This window comes from Streptomyces sp. NPDC006798, assembly GCF_040635975.1.
Lineage (GTDB): Bacteria > Actinomycetota > Actinomycetes > Streptomycetales > Streptomycetaceae > Streptomyces.
Map to the genome: position 1 here is coordinate 187,017 of NZ_JBEYIS010000003.1, position 19,981 is coordinate 206,997.

General features: G+C 73.0%; 16 protein-coding genes. 6 read left to right on the forward strand and 10 right to left on the reverse strand.

Annotated elements, in window-relative coordinates:
* Positions 1-84: 84 nt before the first annotated feature.
* The 8 genes from ABZ714_RS03165 to ABZ714_RS03200 all read right to left on the reverse strand — a co-directional run bounded on the left by ABZ714_RS03165 (position 85) and on the right by ABZ714_RS03200 (position 11,099).
* Positions 85-1,719, reverse strand: coding sequence for a glycerophosphodiester phosphodiesterase family protein (locus ABZ714_RS03165; protein WP_358823392.1), 1,635 nt, complete (start codon positions 1,717-1,719; stop codon positions 85-87).
* A complete protein-coding gene (locus tag ABZ714_RS03170; RefSeq protein WP_358823393.1) occupies positions 1,716-4,268 on the reverse strand; it encodes a S8 family serine peptidase in 2,553 nt (850 codons plus the stop codon). Before ABZ714_RS03170 ends, ABZ714_RS03165 begins: the two co-directional genes overlap by 4 nt.
* 63 nt (positions 4,269-4,331) lie before the next feature.
* Positions 4,332-5,633 carry a hypothetical protein gene (locus tag ABZ714_RS03175; protein WP_358823394.1) on the reverse strand — a complete coding sequence of 434 codons (1,302 nt, stop codon included), beginning with the start codon at positions 5,631-5,633 and terminating at the stop codon, positions 4,332-4,334.
* The gene (locus tag ABZ714_RS03180) at positions 5,626-6,828 is read right to left on the reverse strand and encodes a hypothetical protein (protein ID WP_358823395.1); all 1,203 of its coding nucleotides are present in this window, start codon (positions 6,826-6,828) and stop codon (positions 5,626-5,628) included. The genes ABZ714_RS03175 and ABZ714_RS03180 overlap by 8 nt, the downstream gene beginning before the upstream one ends.
* Positions 6,829-6,904: 76 nt before the next feature.
* Positions 6,905-8,575, reverse strand: coding sequence for a GMC family oxidoreductase (locus ABZ714_RS03185; RefSeq protein WP_358823396.1), 1,671 nt, complete (start codon positions 8,573-8,575; stop codon positions 6,905-6,907).
* Positions 8,572-9,117 carry a gluconate 2-dehydrogenase subunit 3 family protein gene (locus tag ABZ714_RS03190; protein WP_358823397.1) on the reverse strand — a complete coding sequence of 182 codons (546 nt, stop codon included), beginning with the start codon at positions 9,115-9,117 and terminating at the stop codon, positions 8,572-8,574. Before ABZ714_RS03190 ends, ABZ714_RS03185 begins: the two co-directional genes overlap by 4 nt.
* A 2-nt stretch (positions 9,118-9,119) precedes the next feature.
* Positions 9,120-10,244 carry an HAD family hydrolase gene (locus ABZ714_RS03195; RefSeq protein ID WP_358823398.1) on the reverse strand — a complete coding sequence of 375 codons (1,125 nt, stop codon included), beginning with the start codon at positions 10,242-10,244 and terminating at the stop codon, positions 9,120-9,122.
* A gap of 405 nt (positions 10,245-10,649) precedes the next feature.
* The gene (locus ABZ714_RS03200) at positions 10,650-11,099 is read right to left on the reverse strand and encodes an SRPBCC family protein (protein ID WP_358823399.1); all 450 of its coding nucleotides are present in this window, start codon (positions 11,097-11,099) and stop codon (positions 10,650-10,652) included.
* A gap of 200 nt (positions 11,100-11,299) precedes the next feature.
* On the opposite strand from ABZ714_RS03200, the gene ABZ714_RS03205 reads away from it, so the two are divergent.
* Entirely contained in the window at positions 11,300-11,626 is a 327-nt protein-coding gene (locus tag ABZ714_RS03205) for a plasmid stabilization protein (RefSeq protein WP_358823400.1), read from the forward strand.
* Between the two features lie 61 nt (positions 11,627-11,687).
* Here the strand turns inward: ABZ714_RS03205 and ABZ714_RS03210 are convergent, their stop codons facing one another.
* The gene (locus ABZ714_RS03210) at positions 11,688-12,479 is read right to left on the reverse strand and encodes a SigB/SigF/SigG family RNA polymerase sigma factor (RefSeq protein WP_358823401.1); all 792 of its coding nucleotides are present in this window, start codon (positions 12,477-12,479) and stop codon (positions 11,688-11,690) included.
* 345 nt (positions 12,480-12,824) lie between these two features.
* Between ABZ714_RS03210 and ABZ714_RS03215 the strand changes: the two genes are divergently transcribed.
* The gene (locus ABZ714_RS03215) at positions 12,825-13,607 is read left to right on the forward strand and encodes a phytanoyl-CoA dioxygenase family protein (RefSeq protein ID WP_358823402.1); all 783 of its coding nucleotides are present in this window, start codon (positions 12,825-12,827) and stop codon (positions 13,605-13,607) included.
* Positions 13,608-13,652: 45 nt separating this feature from the next.
* Here the strand turns inward: ABZ714_RS03215 and ABZ714_RS03220 are convergent, their stop codons facing one another.
* The gene (locus tag ABZ714_RS03220; protein WP_358823403.1) at positions 13,653-14,402 is read right to left on the reverse strand and encodes an SDR family oxidoreductase; all 750 of its coding nucleotides are present in this window, start codon (positions 14,400-14,402) and stop codon (positions 13,653-13,655) included.
* A gap of 87 nt (positions 14,403-14,489) precedes the next feature.
* On the opposite strand from ABZ714_RS03220, the gene ABZ714_RS03225 reads away from it, so the two are divergent.
* From ABZ714_RS03225 to ABZ714_RS03240, 4 genes are all read left to right on the forward strand, one after another.
* A complete protein-coding gene (locus ABZ714_RS03225; RefSeq protein ID WP_358823404.1) occupies positions 14,490-15,824 on the forward strand; it encodes an aspartate aminotransferase family protein in 1,335 nt (444 codons plus the stop codon).
* 828 nt (positions 15,825-16,652) lie between these two features.
* The gene (locus ABZ714_RS03230) at positions 16,653-17,483 is read left to right on the forward strand and encodes an IclR family transcriptional regulator (protein WP_358823405.1); all 831 of its coding nucleotides are present in this window, start codon (positions 16,653-16,655) and stop codon (positions 17,481-17,483) included.
* A 715-nt stretch (positions 17,484-18,198) separates the two neighbouring features.
* On the forward strand, positions 18,199-18,921 hold the full coding sequence (locus ABZ714_RS03235) for an aspartate/glutamate racemase family protein (protein WP_358823406.1): 723 nt from the start codon (positions 18,199-18,201) through the stop codon (positions 18,919-18,921).
* 74 nt (positions 18,922-18,995) lie between these two features.
* Positions 18,996-19,979, forward strand: a complete 984-nt coding sequence (locus ABZ714_RS03240) for a membrane dipeptidase (RefSeq protein ID WP_358823407.1) — start codon at positions 18,996-18,998, stop codon at positions 19,977-19,979.
* Positions 19,980-19,981: the final 2 nt, after the last annotated feature.

Sequence of the window (19,981 nt, forward strand, 5' to 3'; positions counted from 1 at the left end):
ACGGTGATGGGACTCCTCCGGCGGGTACGACTCATCGGCCGGCGGAGCCGTGCCGGTTCGCGGCACCGCGGACGCGGCGACGGCTCAGAAGATCCGGACGATCCGCAGATCGCGGAAGACGAACTCGTTCGCGGGGATCGGGACGAAGCGCGTCGGATCGGCCGCGTCCTCCTGCCGCCACCGCTTCCCGACGCACCGCAGATACACGGTCGCGTTCATCGAGTCGTTCCGGACCGCCCCCACGCACACCCAGTCATGGGCGTCGACGTCATTGCGGGTGTACGCGGCGAAGTAGGGGCCCCGCCGCTCCAGCCGCAGCCGGGCCGCGAGTACCCGTCCGTCGCCGACGGGCGGCCCGTACTGATTGGTGTCGTAGAGCGTGCCCAGATTCCAGTTGATCCGGTAGCCGTCGTTCTCGTCGTGTTCGGCGCCGACGAACGGCGGCGCCCCGTGCGGATCGTAGAAGGCGTCCTTGTCCCGGGCCGAGCCGGGGAAGAACGGCGAGCCGTCCGCCCGGACCGGCGGGTGGTGGGTGCCGGGGTCGGCGTTGACCACCGCCATCTCGCACATGGTGGCCTGGACCGCCACGGCCGACTCGACCCGTACCTCGGCGGCGAAGTCCCCGCGCAGCCCCCGGTTCACCCCGAAGCCGCCGCCGCTGTAGAACGGCCAGTCCCCCAGCGCGTACCAGCTGCGTTCCTCCAGTTCGGCCAGCCGGCGTTCGACCGGGTCGGCGGGCCGGGGCGGCTGCGGGTCGCCCGGGAAGGGGGTGATCCGGACATGGACCCCGTCGTCCTGGAAGACCTGGCAGTGGCGGTTGGCCTTGGCGTAGCCGAAGGCGAAGCGGCGGGTGTCGACCCGGGTCCCGGCGAAGGACTCCTCGACCACCGGGGTGCCGGGCCGCAGGACCTCGGCGCTGTCGAAGGTGGACTCGGTGCCGACGGCCCAGGTGTACGGCTGCGCGGCGGCGAGCGCGTAGCCGTCGCGGCCCCGGCCCGGCTCGGGCAGGACGAGGGCGCCGCGCCGGACGCTGCCCGAGCGGGTGGCCCCGTCGAGTTTCCGGCCGAGTTCGGTGGGGCGGCCGTCGGGGCCGACCAGATCGCCGACGGCCGCGAGGACCAGATCGAGGCCGCCGTCCTGGATGGCCGTCTCCAGTGCGGCGGGGCCGGGGGAGGAGCCGGGCCCGGCGGCGGTGGGCGGCCCGGTCAGGGCGGTCCCCACCTCGGGGTCCAGCTCGCGGACCCGGCGCAGCGGCCCGGTCCCGGGCGCGGCGACCACCAGCCGGGCGGCGGCGGCGCGCCGGGCGAAGAGCTCCACCACGGCGGGGACCGGGTCCGCTCCCTCGCCGCCGACCCGTACGACGTAGACGAGGTCGTCGGGGAGGGCGTCGACGAGGTCGTCGAGGGCTTCGGCGCGTACGGGCGCGTGCCCCGGGGGCCGGTAGCGGAAGCCGGGGGAGCCACGCGGCCGGAAGGCGGCACCGAGGTCGAGCGCGCGGAGCCGGGTGAGGGTGAGTTCGCCGACGGCGGCGGCCGATCCGGCCTGGCGGGTCAGCCCGTGCGCGGAGCCGGGTACGACGCGTCCGTCGGCGGTCAGGGCGATGTCGAAGACCAGGACGTCGGCGCCCTGGACATAGGCGGAGGCCAGCGCCGTCCGGGTATGGGGCGGGGCGTGCAGGGCGTTGCCGCCGATCGCGGCGGTCCTCACGGCGGTCCTCATGGCGTCGTCAACTCCTCTTCCCGGATCGGACCGGCGGCGCAGAGCGCGTATCCCTGCGGGGGGAAGGGCGTGTTCTGCGCGAAGACCCTGATCGAGTACGTGCCGGGAGCCGGAGCGCCGATCCGGACGGTCTCGACGGTGTTGGCGCGGTCGAGGGGCAGTCCGGTGAGGGCGGCGACGGCGCTGCGGTCGAAGCCGGGGACCTTGTTGTAGGTGTGCTGCTCGTTGCCGACGTGGACGGTGCCGTCGGGGGTGGTCACCGCGAGGTCGAGATTGTTCTGCACGGCGCTGCCGGGCCGGTCGGTCCAGGCCAGGACGATCCGCAGCTCGTCGGTGTGCGGGCCGTCCGGCACGGTCAGCCGGTACGTCCGGCTGCCGCGCCGGTCGCCCTCCGGGTCGGCGAAGGCCTCCAGGGCGCCGGGGTCGGTGTCGGGCAGATCGGCCCAGATCAGCCGCCGGTCCGCCGGGGCGTCGGGGGTGGGCAGTACGGTCGTCAGCACCAGCCGCCCGAAGCCCTGGTCGAAGTCGGGGTAGCCGAGGTCCTGCGGCGTGTTCGGGGTCCGCAGCGACGGCAGCCGGCGGGTCGCGGCCACCAGCAGGGCCTTCATCAGCGCGGCGGACGGCGCGGCGAGCGCCCGGACCTCGCGCAGATACTGCCGGAGTACGGCGGCGGCGCCCGCGACCACGGGGGCGGCCATGCTGGTCCCGCCGATGTACACATAGCGCCCCTGGTGGTCGGGGCAGTCGCGCCAGGGCAGCCGGGGGTCGATCCGGTCACTGCTGCTGCGGGCCGAGAGGACGAAGGTCCCCGGGGCCAGCAGATGCGGTACGACACTGCCGTAGTCGCTGGGGCCCCGGCTGCTGATCGCGGCGGGCAGATCGGCGTCGCCGCAGACGTGCTCGCCGCCCGCCGGGGGCAGCGGGAACTGCGGCTGCCGGAAGCGGTCCCAGGTGAGGTCGGCCAGGCCGTCGTTGTCGCGGTCGGTGTCGCAGGCGCCGACGGTGAGCGCGTTCTTGGCGGTGGCGGGGGTGCCGCAGGTATTGAACTCATGGGTGCCCCGGGGGGCCGTACCGCTGTTGCCCGCCGCGATGATCACCAGCACGTCGGGGTGGTCGGCGACGAACCGGTCCACCGCGAGGCTGTACTGGTCGTAGCTGCCCGAGAGGGGATTGCCCCAGCTGAGGTTGAGGATCCGGGCCCCCGCGTCGACGGCCCGGGAGAGCATCGGGCCCAGGCTGGGTCCGGCCCGGAGCCGGTTGTCGTCGTCGAAGACGCGGAAGACGGCGAGTTCGGCGCCGGGGGCGACGCCGGTGATCAGACCGCCGCTGGCCGCCCCCGTACCGGCGACGATGCCCGCCACATGGGTGCCGTGGCCGCAGTCGTCGAACGCCTTGCCGCCGACCAGGGATTCGCTGACGGCGATCCGGCCGGTGAGATCGGGATGGGTGTCGTCGACCCCGCTGTCGAAGACTCCGACGGTCTCACCCGCCCCGGTCCAGGGAGCCGGGCCCGCCGCCGCGCCGCCGTCGGCCCGGGGCCCGATCCGGTCCACGCCGACCAGCCGCCTGGCGTGGTCGGCGTAGAGCAGCGGCGGCCGGTAGGGGGTGACCTGCCGGGTCTCGTACCGGGCGGCGACCACCGCGAGCAGATCGCGCAGCCGGTCGCCGCCGAGTCCGGTACGGAACCGCAGCATCACATCGGCCGCTGCCAGCACCTCCACCCCGGGCGTCGCCTCCAGCACCGGCCGGAGCGTGGCGAGGTCCCGGGGGTCGTGGACGAGGACGTCGAAGGTGTCGGCGTACGGCTCCGGCGCGGCGGCCCCGTCGTCCGCCAGCAGCCGGGGCCCCGGGGCGCGCTCCTCGTCCTCCTCCCGGGCGAGGACGGTGTCCAGGGTGGGCGTCACCGTGTCGGCGAGTTCCCAGGGGCGGGCCGCGACCACCCACGGCAGGGCGGCGACCAGGTCGCGTTGTCCGGGGGTGAGCCGGAGCCGGTAGGTCCCGGGCGGCTGGAACTGGACGATCCGGGCGCCGATCCCGGCGAGCACGGTCCGCCGGGCCCGGTCCAGCGGTCCCCGGAGCCGGACCAGATAGGTGTTGTGGTCCGGTTCGCCCGAGGGGACGGTGAGCGGCGCGGTGGCCTGCCGGTCCGCCGCGTCCGGGCCCCACGCCTGGTCGGCGCGTTCGGTGAGGTCCGCCAGGAAGGCCCGGTCGGGGGCGGGGTGGTCGGTGGTGGCGAAGGCGCCCGAGCCCCGGGGCGGCAGCATGCTCTGCGGCCCGTCACTGCCGGGCGGCGCGGCCCGCGCGGTGCTGTCGTGACGCACCGTCTCCTCGGCCGCCGTCAGATCGGCCCGGACGTCGACGAGGAAACCCTCGTCCCGGAGCCGGACGATCCGCTCCCCGGTGGTCTCGGCGAGGACGACGCCCTGATAGCGCCGCGAGCGGTCCCCGGCGATCGCCTCGACGCGCTCGGCCTCCGGGCCGCTGTCGACATAGACGGCGATCCGGTACCGCCGGTCGCGGGTCCCCTCGGGGTCGGCTCTGCCGGACATCGTGGTCTCGCTTTCGGAGCTGTTGGGGCCGGTGGCACGGCCCGCGGTCGGCGTCGTCCGTCGTCACTTCTCCCTGTCGTCGGTGTGCGCCCAGACCTCGGCGACGGGCGCGGCCCGTTCGGTGATGCCGTCGAGCAGCCGCAACTGGGTGCGTTTCTCCACGGCCGCGGACTCCGGCGCGCCCGCGAGCAGGGCCGGGCCGCCGCCGGGGAGCGGGGTGAGGACGTCGGCGTACGGGCAGGGGCCGATCTCCAGCAGCGGACAGAACGCGCACGACCCCTGGGGGCGGGTCAGATGCCCGATGCGCCCGTCGTGGGCGAGCCGTCCGGAGCGGGCCTCGCGCGACAGCTGGGAGACGAGCAGCGGCCGGGCCTCGGCGTAGTCGTCGGGGTTGCCGGTGGGGTGCGGGGCGAACAGCACCCGGGCGTCGATCTCCCGGCCGTCGTCCAGGGTGCCGTAGCGGAGCCGGATCTCGGTCGCCATCAGCTCCGCCATGGGCGTCGCCGGCTCCGGTACGGGCTCCAGCCGGTCCCCGAGTTCGCCGGTGAACGCGTTGGCGGTGTTCTGGCCGAGGACCAGGATCACGGCGGGCAGCGACTGGAAGAGCTGGCGCAGCAGATGGCGCCGGGTCCGGAAGCACTCGCCGACGATCCCGGTGCGCTGGCCCTCGCTCATCGGCGGCAGATCCGGGTCCTGCGGATCGGGTCTGGTGGTCCATTTCGCCGAGGCGCAGGCGACCATGTTGCCGTACGCGAGGTCCTCGCCGACGGTGAGCGTGCCCGGGGCGAGGCCGAGTTCGGTACCGAGGTCGTCCAGCAGCCCCTGGTATACGCGGTACATCCGCTGCGGCTGCTCCCGGACGGGGATCGGGCGCCGGCCGTCGGCGTCCTCGGGGACGTCGAGCGGTACCCCGGCCAGAGGATCGTCGTCGGGGCCGCCGCCGAACTCCAGATAGGCGTCGTCGTCCAGTTCGGGCTTGAACACGCCCCGGTACCGGAAGTAGTGCGCGTACTGGCGGACGGAGTCGAAGTCGGGGGTGAGCGAGTTGTGTCCGGCGGGCCACCAGCCCGGCAGATTGGGGTTGATGCCGACGGCGAGGACCGGGGCCTTGCGGCAGCCGGAGAGCGGCTCGGGCAGCGGCGTCATCCGGCCCGTGTAGTGCGAGGGCCGGATGATCGCCGGATCCGGCGGCGGCCCGTCGGCGTCGTAGTCGTAGGAGTGGTACGTGCCCCACGAGCGGAAGTAGGCGCACGGATGGTCCCCGGTCCCGGCGTACTGCGACGTACGGAGCGCGTTGCACGGCATCAGCTCGAACAGCAGCTCGACCTCGACCGGGAGCCGGGTGACCGCCGGGGGGTCAGGCATCGTCGAAGCCCTGCTCGGCGAGTCCGGCGACCAGGCCCCAGGTGGTGAGCGCGCCGCAGACGCTGGTCCAGTAGCCGTACGCCTCGTAGAAGGCGACCGCCCACATGGTCTGCGGGTTGAGCCGGAACTCCCGGGTGGGGAGCGCGCCGTTGATCTGGGGGTCGGACATATTGCGGACCACGACCCAGTCGGGGATGTGATCGGCACCGGCCTCGGTGAGGTCGGCGACGGTCAGTCCGAGTACCGCGTCGCCCATCTCGACGGCGGAGCCCTCCAGCTCCAGCTTGTTCGTCGATGTGCCGTACTCGAAGTAGTCGGTGGTCAGGATCGGGTGGAACTCGGGCATGTCCCGTTCGTCCTGCTCGATCCGGATGGCCGGTGCGTTGGCGGGCGGCTCGATCAGCGGCCCTTCGAAGGGGTAGCGGGTGGACGGCGGGCCGAGCGGGGGTTCGGTGAGCCGGTCGGAGAAGTCCAGCATCATGGTCTGCGCGTCCGCCAGCCGGTCGAGCGGGAGGGTCCACTCCGAGGTGAAGGTCCGGTCGTTGAACTCCTCGTTCCGGAACTCCTTCTGGCAGCGGAACTTCGCCCCTCGGGTGACCACGACATCGCCCAGCGGGAAGTCCTCGAAGACACTGCCCGAGGTGCCGATGGTGGCGATCACCCGCGGCTGGACCTCCTCGACGATCTGGTGGAAGAAGTCCCGTACGGGCAGGGTGGCGGTGCCCTCGCCGGTCTTGACGCCGTCCTGGTTGAGATGGAGCTCGGACTTCACACAGAGCACATCGAGGTCGCCGAGCTTGACCGGGAAGTACGAGCCCAGCCGCCCGGCGGCGAACGCGGGGGCGCTCCGGCGGATCAGCGGCCGGTAGTGCTCCTCGAACCGCCGGGTGTACCGGTACCACTTCAGCCGTCCGAAGCCCCGGGTGAACACATCGGCGAGGGCGTTCTGCTCCGCGACGGTCCAGGTGATCACGACGACATCGGCGTGCGGCAGCGGGGCGTCCGTGGGCGGCTCCGTGTCGAAGGGCTGGGGAACGGGCGCCAGCCCGTCGGGGAAGACCAGGCCCAGGTCGGCGGCGAGTACGGCACCGTCCGGCGCGGCGGCCAGATCGGGGGAGAGTTCCAGGTCGGCCCTGGTGATTCCGGCGGAGAGCAGATCGCGGGCGATGTCGACCCGCTGGTCGAGGTCGTTCATGGTGCTGCCTTTCGCGTCGTTTCCCCCTGGTCGGTTCGGTGTCGTCCGCGTCGGCCGGCCGCCGGGCGCGGACGGGTCAGCCGGGGGCCGGAAGCCCCTCGCAGACCCGGTAGGCGTTGGCGAGCAGGGTCAGGGTGGGGTTGGACGCCCCGGCCGTCGGCATGAAGGCGCAGTCCAGTACGTAGAGCCCGGCGACGGTGTGCGACTGGCAGTTCTCGTCGAGTACCGAGGCGCCCGGATCGGCCCCGGCGCGCAGGGTGCCCTGGACATGTCCGTAGCCGGGGTTCTCCGCCTCGGGGACGTCGTAGCCGCGCAGCTCGCCGCCCGCGTCCGTGATCACCCGGACCACCCGGTCGATGGCGTAGCGGGCGGCGGCCAGATCGTATGGGTGGTGCCGGTAGAAGACCCGGGCGGCGGGCAGCCCCCACGGGTCGGTGACCTCGGGGTCCAGCTCGACCCGGTTGTCGTACAGGGACATCGCCTCGCCGGTGAAGGAGAAGGAGACCCCGCCCTGCCGCCGCAGCTCGTCCAGATAGGTGTACAGCTCCTCGCCCCAGAGGCCGCCGCGCCCCGGCCCGAGCGCCGCGTTCTTGACCAGCCGGACCGGCGGCACACAGGTGTACGGGTCGTAGACCGAGAACTTGCCCGCCTTGGTGACGGGGGTGGCCGGGTCGTCGACCACGTACATGTCGCGCAGTTGCAGGGAGCCGATGGCGGTGGACGGCTGCCGGCTGCCGCCGCCGGTCCACACGGGTTGCAGCGGCAGTGTCAGCTCGGCGCTGCCATGGGTGTGGTACGTCAGATAGCGGCCGACCATCCGGTTGGGGTCGGGCACCTCCGACAGCAGGAAGAGCCGCGCCGACTCGATGGTCTGGACGGAGACCAGGACCTGGGGGGCGCCCAGGAACCGCTCGGGTCCGCCGGGCTCGGTCAGATACATCACCCCGCGCACCCGGCCGTCCTCGTGCACGATCCGGGTCACGCAGCGCCCGGTCAGCAGATCGCACCGGCCGGTGGCCAGGGCGCGCTGGAGGACCGTGTTCAGCGCCGACGCCCGGGAGTTGAGACCGCAGCCGAAGAACTGGTTGAAGCCGCAGAACGAGCAGGCCGGGCGGCCGTCGTGGACCCGGGAGTTGATCGCCCGCGGGCCGAGGTAGGGCCGCATCCCGACCCGGCCGAACGCCTCGGTCAGGAAGGGCACGGCGGCATGCGGGCGCAGCGGCGGCATGGCGTAGTCGTAGCCGATTCTGATCGGCTCCTGGGCGGGGGACTGCCGGGCCCGCCCGGAGACGCCCCACTCCCGTTCGGCCCGTTCGAACCACGGCTCGAACTCGCGGTACGTCCACGGCCAGTTCACCATGTCCGCGTCGGGCGGCACGTCCCGCAGATGGTCGAGGACGGTGAAGTCCTCCTCCGTGTAGCGGGGCACATTGGCGTCCCACACGGTCGTCGCGCCGCCGACCATATTGACGTTCCACCAGCGTTCCACCCGGGTGGGCCGGTCCTGGTCCGGTCCCGCCATATAGATATTGGGGTCGGTGTCGCGGTGCGGGATGAGCGTCTTGTGGGTGTGGAAGTGGAGTTCGTCGTACGGCAGGAAGTCGTCGGCGGCCGGCAGCGGCCCCTTCTCCAGTACGGCGACCCGGCGGCCCCGCGCGGTGAGCACCCGGGCCGCCGTACCGCCGCCCGCTCCCGCGCCCACCACGATCGTGTCGTAACCGCCCGGTGCGGCGGGGTCGGTGGTCATGGTGCCTCCCCGGTCCTGGCGCCGGCCGCCCCCGGCCGGTCGTCGCCGGTCACGGCCGGGCGGGTGAAGGGCTCGGCCGGGGCGGGATAGCCGAACCAGCGCCAGATCACCGCGTCGCGGTTGCCGCCCCAGCGGGGGTCGCCGAAGCAGCCCTCGACGCAGTGCGCCCGCAGCAGGGCGAACGCGGCGGGCTGGGCGAGGGCGCCCGGGGGCCAGTCGGACAGGGTCCCCGCCGCCAGCTCGCGCAGCAACGCGGTCGCCTCGTCCCGGTCGAGACCGGCGACGGCGCGTCCGCCGTACGCCCGGCGCGCGGCGGCGTCGAGGGCGGTGAGCAGAACGGGATAGGCGGTACGCCACCCCGGGATCTCGGGATGCGTCCCCGCGCCCATGGCCAGCAGCCGGTCGGGATACCCGGCGGCACCGGCGTCGGCCGCGCCGGGCCGCCGGTCCCCGCCGGGCAGGATCGCGTCGAAGAGAACCTCCACGGCGCGGCGCTGGTCCTGGTCGAAGAAGCCGGTATCGGGTGGTCTCAGCAGCCACATGGTCAGACCTTTCCGGCGGCGGCGCCGTCCGCCGCGACGGGCTGTTCCGTGATCCCCTCGGAGTCCAGCGCTTCTTCCATCGCCCCGACGATCGCCGCATAGGGCCCGATGTCCGGCGGGCCGGTGTGATGGACGATCGAGAGCACGGCCGCGTCGTCCGCGTCGGTCAGCCGGCGGCCCAGCTCCGGATACAACTCGTCGTTCTCCCGGATCGCGTGCGCCCGGAAGAGCCGGACGAAACTCTCCGTACAGCCGCGGAAGTCGGAGATCGCGTAGGCCACGTCCCGGGGGTCGCCGTGCTGGATCCGCCGCCAGGCCACCGCGATCGCCGCCCAGTAGGCGCGCGCCTGGTCGTGCTGGTCGAACATCCAGCGGGCCCGCTCGGGCGGCATCCCGCGGGCGACGGCCAGCGGCACGATCGCCTCCTCGGCCTTCAGATGCGCCTGGTCGGCGAATTCGGTGAGGACATAGACGAACATGCCCATCGCCGTGCGCACCCCCGGCGGAATGTCCTCCGCCCGCTCCACCGACGCCAGCGCCCCGACGATCCGGCCGCCGCAGCCGAAGACGCGCTCACCGAGCAGATGCTCCTGCTCCAGGGCCTCCTCGAAGGCCCGGCCGCTGTCCTGGACCGATTCCCCCTGCCGGGTGATCACCGAGGGCAGGAACTCCTTACCCGGCGGCGACGGTTTGAGCGTGCCGCGCATCCCGGCGGCCTGCGCGGCGAGCACCTCGATCAGGTTCTCCCCGACGAAGAGACAGCGCTCCACCGGCACCCGCATCTGATCGGCCGCGAAGCGGTAGATGGCGGGGTCGGGCTTGTCCAGCCGGGCCTCGTGATTGATCACGATGCCGCGGGGGTCGATGACATCGGCCAGCCGGACGACCTCGCCGTCGTGCTCCGAGACGACGGCCTCGGCGATCATCCGGTGCCCCTGCTCGGCGCTGACCTCGGCGGGCAGATTGGTGATCACCCCGATCCGCAGCCCCACCAGATCCCGCATGGCGTCGAGGAGTTTCTCGGTACTGGGCCGGTACAGCGCCAGATGGCCGGGCCGGTCGACATCACCGAGGGTGTCCCGCAGATCGAAGAAGACCGCATCGCAGTCGACGGCGGTGGCGGGCATGGGATGCCCCTTCCCTGAGGTCGTACGACCGGCGCCGGTGCGCCCGGGGTCCGCCGACGGCGTGTCCCGGGCCGGATCGGATCGGCGCTGGGCGGTCGCGACTCACCGCGACCGCCGTCCGGCGCCCGTACCCACGAGAGTGTGGAACTGTCCGGGACGACGACACGGGGCAACCGCGGCTGCCGGTCCGGTGCGTCGGCGACCTGACGCCGGTACGAATCCGGGACCGGGCCGCGACCCGCCCGTACTCCGGGGCGTCGCCCCCTCCCTTCCATGGTTGCCCCGGACCGTTTCCGCCGCCACTCGGCCGTGTGGGGGCCGGTTCCCGGGCCCGGGTGGATCCGGTGCCGTACGGCGACGCACCCACCCGGCCCGGCTCAGGCGGCCCGGTTCACCCGGCCCCGCTCAGGTGGTGCCGCGCCACCCGCCGGTGGCGCTCCCGCGTTCCTCGATGAACGACTTGAACCGCTCCAGATCGCCCTTGGCCCGGTGCCGGACGAAGCCGAGCTTGTCCCCGATGGTGTCGGCGATCCCGGACGGATCGTGATCGAGCTGGAGCATGACCTTGGTTCGGGTGTCGTCCAGCCGGTGGAAGGTCACCACCCCGGCCTGCCGCACCTCGCCCCCGACGGTGGTCCAGGCGATCCGTTCGCCGGGGCGCTGCTCGGTGATCTCGGCGTCGAACTCACGGCGTACCCCGCCGACCTGGGTCACCCAGTGGGTGAGTGTGGGGGTCCGTTGCTCGATCCGTTCGACCCCGTCCATGAAGTGCGGAAAGTCCTCGAACTGGGTCCACTGGTCGTAGACGGTGGTCAGGGGGACGGCGACCTCGACGGATTCCTCGATCTTCGACACGCGCGACTCCGTTCTGTCCTCTTCCTCGGCTCCCGTTTCCGGGCTGACCCTGTGGCGGGTACCCCGGCCACGCCATGCGATACCGACTGATTCGGGCGTATCGTCCGCCGGTTTCGGGGTACCGCGAGGGGAGGGATCGCCCGGCGGGACGAGTCCCGTCGAACCGGAGGATCACCACCCACCGGCGGAAGGAGTACGCCATGCCCCGGGGTTTCAGCGCCAAGCGGGAGCGGCAGTACGAGCACATCGAGGAGTCCGCGCGCGAACGCGGGGAGTCCACCGAGCGGGCGAAGGAGATCGCCGCCCGTACGGTCAACAAGGAGCGGGCCCGCGCGGGCGAGTCGAAGACCGCGAGCCGGACTTCGACCCGGGACCCGAAATCCGCCTCGGAGCGTGGCGGGCAGCGCTCCCACGGCGGGGCCGGGGGCCCGACGAAGGACCAGCTCTACGCGGAGGCGCGGAAGAAGAACATCGACGGCCGCTCGACCATGAACAAACAGCAGCTCAAGAAGGCGCTCGGGCGCTGACACCACCCCCCCGGCCCGCCCGCTCGCCGCGAGCGGGCGGGCCCGGTTCACCGGCCCGGGGTCAGGCTTCGGCCAGGGCGTGGTGGCGCAGCCGAGCGCAGGTGGTGTTGATGATGCGGGAGATATGGACCTGGGAGACGCCGAACTCGGCGGCGATGCTCTGCTGGGTCATGTCGCGGAAGAACCGGAGGTAGAGGATGCGGCGTTCGCGTTCGGGGAGGCGGGCGATGAGGGGGCGTACGGTCTCGCGGTCGACGACGGTGTCGTAGCCGGGGTCGGGGGCGCCGACGGTGCCCGCCAGGCCGGGTTCCGCGTCGGGGGTGCCGTCGCCGGGGGCGTCGAGGGAGAGCGCGCTGTGGCAGTGCAGGGCCTCCAGGCCCTTGCGGACCTCGGGCTCGGGCAGATCGGTACGGCGGGCCAGCTCCTCGACCGCCGGTTCCCGTCCCTGGTCGGAGAGTTCGCGGTAGGCGACGCGGACCCGGTTGCGTACCTCCTGGACGGTCCGGGGGACGTGGACGGACCAGGAGTAGTCGCGGAAGTGGCGCCGGACCTCGCCGGTGATCGTCGGGACCGCGAACGCCTCGAAGGCCCTGCCCCGGCCGGGGTCGTAGCGGTCCACCGCCTTCACCAGGGCCAGGGCCGCGACCTGCCGCAGATCGTCGATCGACTCGCCCCTGCCCCGGTAGCGGGAGGCGATCCGGTACGCCATCGGCAGCCAGGCGGCCGTCACCTCCTCCCGGACCCGGTCCCGCTCCGGCCCCTCCGGCAGCCGGGCGAGCCGCCGGAACGCGGCCTCGGTGTCGGGCGCGTCGTCATGGACACGGTTACGGCGAAAAGTGTGCGAAGTGTTCATAAAGACCGCTCCATCAATCCGGATCGCGGTTCGGGCCGGGAACACCCGGGGCGTGCCCCGGTGATCGACCGGGCCCGGTGGCAGTACCTGCATTCCGAAGTACGTGGGGCGCGCCTGCCCCTGCCTCACACCCGGAAACCTCCCGCCCCTCGGCACCCTCTCTCCTCACCGGACAGCCCCCGCGATCACCGCCGACGGGCCCGGCGGACCGGGCGCCGGCCGGGCCCGATGCCCCCTTCCGGCCATTCGCCCCGGCCCGCGCATGACGCGGGGGCGCCGTGGACAGAACACGCCGTGCACGGTGACGTCCGGGGCGACATCCGAGTGAACCGGAGGTTCCGACTCGTGAGTGACACATGTGCCCGAGAGGTGCGGACCGAGGGATTCGCCGATGACGGCTATCTCGTCCTCCCCGGCTTCCTGCCGGACGATCTGGTCCACCGGCTCGCGCCGGAGGTCGACCTCTGGGTGGAGAAGGGCTGGCGCCAGAGATCCATCGACGCCTGTCTGCGCCCCGGCGCCGAGCCGCCGGAGGTGGTCGAGCTGGATCTCCCCGCCCATGCCGAACTCGCGGTCCACGCGCCGCTGATGGAGCTGCTGGCCCGGCCCGGCCTGCTGGGGGAGTCGTTCGTCTTCCACCATCTGCACAGCGACCGGCGCCCGGCCGGCGGTCCCGGCAAGAGCTGGCACCACGACTACGAGCAGCGCCCGCAGCGCGATCGCGGGCTGCCGATGGTCCACGCCCTGCACTACATCGGCGGACTCTCCCCGGAACTGGGCGGTCTGGCCGTACTGCCGGGCTCGCACCGTGAGGTCGCGGAGAAGGACGCCCGCGGCCATCTGGGCACCGCGGTACTGCCGGGCGAGACCCTGATCGACGAACTGCCGCCCGGGTCGACCGTGGTGCTCCACTCGGCGCTCTTCCACAGCCGCCGGGCGGCGTCGGCGCCCCGGCCGGACGCGGGGCCGCGTTACATGATCGACGGCTCGTACTGCCGTACGGGCACCCGGTGGCCGCCGGTCAAGCCGTACTGGCGGCAGGTGCTGGCGGTCGGGCGCTCACGCGGTCTGGACGCGGGCCGTCCGGAACTCTTCGCCGAACGGCACTTCCGCGAGTACGGGCGATGAGGGGCCCGGCGACTCACCGGTCCGCGCCGTCGGCCGTGGTCCGGGCTATCCCCGGCCCACGTACGGCATGGCGCTCGGCATGACCAGGACGGACTGGATGTTCACCCCGGGCGGCAGGGCGGCCATGGTCCGCACCATGTCGACGACATGGCCGATATCCATGGTGGGTTCGGTCCGCAGCGACCCGTCGGCCTGGCGGACCGCGGGCTGGGGCCGGTCCTCCGGGGTGACATTGCCGATATCGATCTGCCCGCAGGAGATGCCGTAGCGGCGGCCGTCCAGGGAGAGCGACCGGGTCATCCCCGCCACCGCGTGCTTGGCCGCGGTGAAGGCGAGGGAGTCCGGCCGGGGGACCTGGGCGGACGGCGCGCCGTTGTTGATGATCCGTCCACCGCGCGGAGTCTGCTGCCGCATCACGCGGAAGGCGGCTCGGGAACACAGAAAGGTCCCGGTGGCGATGGAGTCCAGGACGCGGTGCCAGTCCTCGACGCGGACGTCCTCCGTCGGGGTGTAGGGCATGACGTCGGCGGCGTTGTTGAAGAGCAGATCCACCCGTCCGAACCGGGCCGCCACCGCCCCGAACAGTTCGTCCACCGCGGTGGCGTCGGTGATATCGGCGGGCCGGGGCACGGCCCGGTCGCGGTCGGCGGCCGGGGCGAGCGCCGCCGTCCCCGCCAGCCGCTCCTCGCGCCGCCCCACCAGGACCACCGTCCAGCCGTCCGCCAGCAGACCGAGCGCGCAGGCCCGCCCGATCCCGCTGCCCGCGCCGGTGACGATCGCGATTCTCCCCGCCACGCCCACCCGTCCTCTCCTCGCCCGGCCCCCTCGTCGGAAGGCTCTCCGAACGTGCCCCGGCAACCCTCACGCAAACAGGAGACAGCTATGACCGGCCAGAAATGGGAGTCGGGCACGACCGGCGGCAGCCGCGCCTGGTTCGACCGGGCCCAAGGGTCCCTGGCGGGCGGGGTCAGCTCCTCCGCCCGGCTCACCTCGACCGGCCCGCACCCCTACCCGCTCTATATCGCCAGTGGCTCCGGCACCCGGATCCGGGACGTCGACGGCAACGAGTACCTCGACTATCTGATGTCGTACGGCAGCGTGATCCTCGGCCACGCCGACCCGGAGCTGACCGCGGCCCTCACCGCCGTCCTCGAAACCGGCGCGATGTTCGGCACCTGCAACACCGCCGAGGTGGAACTCGCCGAGCTGATCCGCGAGATGGTGCCCTGCGCCGAACTGGTCCGGTTCGCCAACTCGGGCAGCGAGGCGATCCAGGGCGCCGTACGGGCCGCCCGCGGATACACCGGCCGGTCGAAGATCCTCAAGTTCGAGGGCCACTACCACGGCTGGTCCGACACCCTCGCCGTCTCCAACCGCCCCGGCCCCGCCGAGATCGGCCCGTACGGCGCACCGCGTTCCGTACCCCACTCCCCGGGCATCCCGGCCGGGGTCGTCGACGACGTCGTGGTCTGCCCCTGGAACGATCCGGAGGCGCTCCGTACCCTTCTCGACGTCCACCGGGGCGACCTCGCGGCGGTGATCTGCGAACCCGTCGTCGCCAACAACGCCTGCACCATGCCCGATCCGGGCTTTCTGCCCCTGCTGCGCGAGGAGTGCACGGCCCGCGGGATCCTCCTCGTCTTCGACGAGGTCTGTACCGGCTTCCGCACCGGACCCGGCGGAGCCCAGACCCTCTTCGGGGTCGTACCCGACCTCGCCGTCTTCTCCAAGGCGCTCGGCGGCGGCCTGCCGATCGCCGCCTTCGCCGGACGCCGCCATGTGATGGAGCCCGTGGCCCGGGGGGAGGTCAAACACGGCGGCACCTACAACGCCTCGCCGCTGTGCGCCACGGCCGCCCTGGTCACCCTGCGCCGGCTGAACCGGCCGGGCGTCACCCGGCATATCGAGGCGGCCGGCCTGCGCCTGATGGAGACGATCCGCCGCGCCGCCCACGACCGGCGGATCCCCTGCGCGGTCCAGGGCGTCGGGGCCATGTTCCAGGCCGTCTTCACCCCCGACGGCGCCCCCACCCGCCACTACCGCGAACTGCTCCGGGCCGACCAGGCCCGCTATCACGCCTTCCGGCACGAACTCCTGAAACGCGAAATCCACGCCAACGCCTTCGCCCTGGCCTGCTGGTTCGTCCCGGCCGCGATCACCGCCGACGATCTGGACCTCACCTGCGAGGCCGTGACGGAAGCCTTCAAGGCGCTGTGACGGTGGTGATCGCGGCCGTACGGGCCACACGGTGTAGCAGACGCTCGCGCCGAACTCGAAGACGCCCTCTCTCCGGGCTCGACCACACCGATGATGTTCCCCCGGCGGTCGCGCCGGTCGAAGACCAGGGCGATACCGGACGTGTCGCCGCGGACGGTCAGCGGCCGTCGGGTGGCGTTGACGCAACGGGGTGCCAGGGCCGCCGCCCCGGCCTCCGGCGGAGCCGGGGCCCGGACGTGCGCGGCCGGTTCGGCTCCGGATACCGGCGGCCGGGGCCGCCGATACCGGTAGCGCGGCCAGGACGGCCGCGCCGACGGCCGTCGTGAGGAGTGTGCCGATACGTCGCATGGGGGACCCACCTTCGATATCGATAGGGGAATGAGACGGGTGATACGGGTGTGGTGTCCGTATCCGAGCCGGGTACGGGCCACGCCGGTGCCGGAACGACGGCCCCGCCTGCCGCGCGCCGTGGCCCCGAACCACCCGATCGCCTCCGGGCGGGTGCCGCTGGGGGCGTTGGCGGGTGTCCCGGACGCGGACATGACCGGCCCCGCCCCCGGCCTCTGCGTGTCCCGGTGTCCCGGTGTGCGCTGTGGCCCCCGGCGCACCTTCCGAGCCGGACACGCGGCCGGCCGGCGATGCGTTGGTCATCGGTCGCGGGGGCGGTCGCGGGGCTCCCGTTCCGGGGAGCGTTGGGGCTCGTCACGCGGGCTGTGTGATACTGCCGTCTCGGTGAATCACGGAGTCCGCGTACCTCCGTGGATCCGCCGTCGCGACGCACCCCCGTCGTGTTTCCGTCCGTGCTCATGAGGGAGAAGGCCGCGTCCCATGGCGACTGCACCCGATCCGGCGGCCGACGAGGCCGACCGGTCCGCCGGTTCCGTCGACCGTGACGAGGCGTCCGGCTCGGAGCCCAGGACGACGGCCACGGTGCAGATCGTCGACCACGCCCTTCAGGTGCTCAAGGCCGTCGCCGAGGCGGACCGGCCGCGCGGGGTGCGGGAGCTGAGCCGCGATCTGGCGATCAGCAAGAGTTCGGTGCAGCGCATCCTCGCGTCGCTGGAGCGCGAGGGGCTCGCCGTCGCGGAGGAGAGCACCCGGAAGTACGTGATCGGACCCGCCGCGCTCACCCTCGCGTGGAAGCACGCGGCCAACAGCGATCTGGTCGGTGCCGCCTCGGCCACGGCCTCCCGTATCGCGGCCATGACCGGCGAGACGGCGTGCGTCTCCACGATCGTCGACGGGCGCCGGGTCACCGTCTACGAGGCGGAGAGCCCCCAGCCGCTGCGGCTGATCACCGGGGTGGGCCGCCCCTACTCCCTCTTCTCCGGCGCCACCGGCCGCGTTCTGCTCTCCATGCTGCCGCCGGAAGGACTCGAACGGCTGCTGGCGGACCATGCCGACACCGACACCGACACCGGGGCCGTGCTCGACCGGATCGGGGCGGCCCGCCGACAGGGGTACGCCGTCAGCCGCGAGGAGTGGATCCCGGGCGGCTGCGGAGTGGCCGTGCCCATCGGGACGCAGGGCCGGGTCGTCGCGGCGCTGAGCATCTACGGGCCCGACGCCCGGCTGACCGACGACCGGGCGGAGGCCCTCGTCCCCGTGCTGCGGGCGGCGGCGGCGGAGATCACGGTCCGCTGGCGGCAACCCGCCTGAGGCTCCCCGCGGGGCCCGGCTGCTGACGCCCTCGGCCTTCCTCGCGCTCTGCCCGCGGCCCGCGCCGGTCGTGGAGCGGTTGTCGTGGTCACCCGCGTCCGGCCCCCGCTGACCGCCGGGGCCGTTCTCCCGTGCGTGTCCGAGGGCCAACGCGCCCGGAGGGCCGGGTACTTCGCGTCCGGCTCCGACCCCGTGCCCCGGCCCCGGTCCCGGCCACGGCTTCGCCGGGCGGCCCCTTCGCCTTCGGCGGTACCGGGGGCCCGGGGTGTCCCACGCCCCGTCCCCGTGGCCCGCCCGCACCCCTCCCCGTCGCGGCGCCCGTGCCCCGGCAACCCGCCGCCGGCCGCTCCCGCCTGCTCGGGCGACGGCTGCCGCGCCCTCCCCGCCGAACCGCGCGGCGGCCTGCCCCGGGCGGGTTCGAACCCGTAGCCGTGATGGCCGGAACCCGTCAGAGGGATGGCGCGTTCACAGCTTTCCGTCACCCCATTGACCCGCCTCGATCTCGGTGGGTACGTTGTCCCAACAGAGCTGGTCCACTGTCCCAGATTCTTTCGCGGAGGCCCGGCCGGAGATCCCGGCGGCACCGCGCGATCCCTTCCGGACCCCGATCCGCGGGCCCTCGGGCCGGGTCCGCATTCCGTAGACCCCCTGCCGCGCCCGCCCGTCGGCCCCGACGGGCGCGCATACGTACACAGTCGAGAAAGAGGAGCTTCATATGCTGCTGGGATGGCGTGCACGAATTGGGCAGATACGCCCCGCCACCGCTATCGAGGGAGCCGAGGAATGGCGCTCGGTGGCCCCCACCGGCGTCGCCTTCGCCGACGCGCGCACCATCGTTCCCCGGGTGGACGCCGAGGGGCTGAAGACGATGATGTCGCAGGTACTGGAAGCCTCGCGGCAGCTCGCCACCGCGAAGGTGGACCTGATCGTGCAGTGCGGCGCGCCCGGTACCTTCATCCCCGGACCCGGAACCGACGAGAAGGTGACGGACGAGATCACCGCGGAGACCGGGATCCCGGCCATCACCATGATGCAGGCCCAGGTGGACGCCCTGCGCGCGTTCGGTGCCACGTCCGTGGCCGTCGGCAGTATCTACACCGACGAGGTCAACGAGGCCCTGCGCGCCTATCTCACCGCCGTCGGGTTCGAGGTCCCGGTCGTCGAGGGCCTCCAGATCACCGATCCGTACGAGGCCAGCGTCCATGACGCGGACAGCGCCTACCGGCTCGGGCGCCGACTGCACCGGGCCGCCCCCGACGCGGACGCCCTGCTGATCTCCTGCGGCACCTTCCGGACCTTCGAAGTGCTGCCCTACCTGGAGATGGACACCGGACTGCCGGTGGTCACCAGCAACCAGGCGTCCCTCTGGCGGGCGCTGCGCGGACTCGGCCTGCGGGACGAGATCCCGGCGCTCGGCCGCCTCGGCTCCCTCTCCTGACCGCCCGCCGCCCCCGGGGAACCGCGAGGTGCCCCGTAGCCACCGAAGCCCCCGAACATGAGGAGAAGACCGACGTGCTCGTCGACGCACTGCAGTTCGTGAAACCGTCCCGGGACCGCTTCGAGGAGTGGCACGCCGCGGGCATCACCGCGATCCACGCCACCGTGGCGATCTGGGAGGACTCCACCGAGACCATGCGCGAGGTCGGCCGCTGGCAGCGACTGCTCGCCGAGCACGCCGACCTCCTGTGCGAGGGCCGCTCCGCCGACGACATCCGGCGCGCCGGGGCCGAGGGCCGGACCGCGGTCGTCCTCGGCTTCCAGAACAGCAGCCCCTTCGAGGACGACCTCGACCTGGTCGGCGCGTTCCACCGGGCCGGGGTACGGATCGCCCAACTGACCTACAACACCCAGAACTCCGCCGGGGCGGGCTGCTGGGAGGGCGAGGACGCCGGGCTCTCCCGCACCTACGGGCGCAATCTCATCCGGGAGATGAACCAGGTCGGCATGGTCGTCGACATCTCCCACTGCAACGAGCGCACCTCCTTGGAGGCGATCGAGGCCTCCGAGCGGCCGGTGGCCGTCACCCACGCCAACCCCCGCGCCTTCGTGGGCGAGGACGTGGAACTCGCGATCCGCAACAAGTCCGACATCGTCCTCAAGAAGGCCGCGGAGTCCGGCGGGGTCGTCGGACTGAGCATGTACCCGAGGATCGCCCCCGACGGCGTCGACTGCACCGTGGACCGCTTCTGCGACATGGTCGCCTACACGGCCGAGCTGATCGGCGTCGAACACGTCGGCCTCGGCTCGGACTACTACGCGGGCCAGGGCGACGAGGAGCTCCACTGGTGGCGGCAGGGCCGCTGGAGCCGTACCCCGATGGTGCCGATCTCCGGCCCGGTCGAGTTCCCCGGCTGGTACGAGGCCGGGCGGGGCTACGAAGCCGTCCGGCGGCGGCTGCTGGAACGGGGCTTCGCCGCGGCCGAGGTCGAGCGGATCTCCGGCGGCAACTGGGTGGACCTGTTCGACGACGGCTTCACCGCCGCCCCCCGCCCCTGATA

What these genes read in the sequence shown, in the direction of transcription:
- ABZ714_RS03235 (WP_358823406.1), top strand. Translation starts at nt 18,199, where the DNA reads ATGCTGCTGGGATGGCGTGCACGAATTGGGCAGATACGCCCCGCCACC.
- ABZ714_RS03185 (WP_358823396.1), bottom strand. Translation starts at nt 8,575, where the DNA reads ATGACCACCGACCCCGCCGCACCGGGCGGTTACGACACGATCGTGGTG.
- ABZ714_RS03170 (WP_358823393.1), bottom strand. Translation starts at nt 4,268, where the DNA reads ATGTCCGGCAGAGCCGACCCCGAGGGGACCCGCGACCGGCGGTACCGG.
- ABZ714_RS03225 (WP_358823404.1), top strand. Translation starts at nt 14,490, where the DNA reads ATGACCGGCCAGAAATGGGAGTCGGGCACGACCGGCGGCAGCCGCGCC.
- ABZ714_RS03230 (WP_358823405.1), top strand. Translation starts at nt 16,653, where the DNA reads ATGGCGACTGCACCCGATCCGGCGGCCGACGAGGCCGACCGGTCCGCC.
- ABZ714_RS03165 (WP_358823392.1), bottom strand. Translation starts at nt 1,719, where the DNA reads ATGAGGACCGCCGTGAGGACCGCCGCGATCGGCGGCAACGCCCTGCAC.
- ABZ714_RS03175 (WP_358823394.1), bottom strand. Translation starts at nt 5,633, where the DNA reads ATGCCTGACCCCCCGGCGGTCACCCGGCTCCCGGTCGAGGTCGAGCTG.
- ABZ714_RS03190 (WP_358823397.1), bottom strand. Translation starts at nt 9,117, where the DNA reads ATGTGGCTGCTGAGACCACCCGATACCGGCTTCTTCGACCAGGACCAG.
- ABZ714_RS03210 (WP_358823401.1), bottom strand. Translation starts at nt 12,479, where the DNA reads ATGAACACTTCGCACACTTTTCGCCGTAACCGTGTCCATGACGACGCG.
- ABZ714_RS03195 (WP_358823398.1), bottom strand. Translation starts at nt 10,244, where the DNA reads ATGCCCGCCACCGCCGTCGACTGCGATGCGGTCTTCTTCGATCTGCGG.
- ABZ714_RS03205 (WP_358823400.1), top strand. Translation starts at nt 11,300, where the DNA reads ATGCCCCGGGGTTTCAGCGCCAAGCGGGAGCGGCAGTACGAGCACATC.
- ABZ714_RS03180 (WP_358823395.1), bottom strand. Translation starts at nt 6,828, where the DNA reads ATGAACGACCTCGACCAGCGGGTCGACATCGCCCGCGATCTGCTCTCC.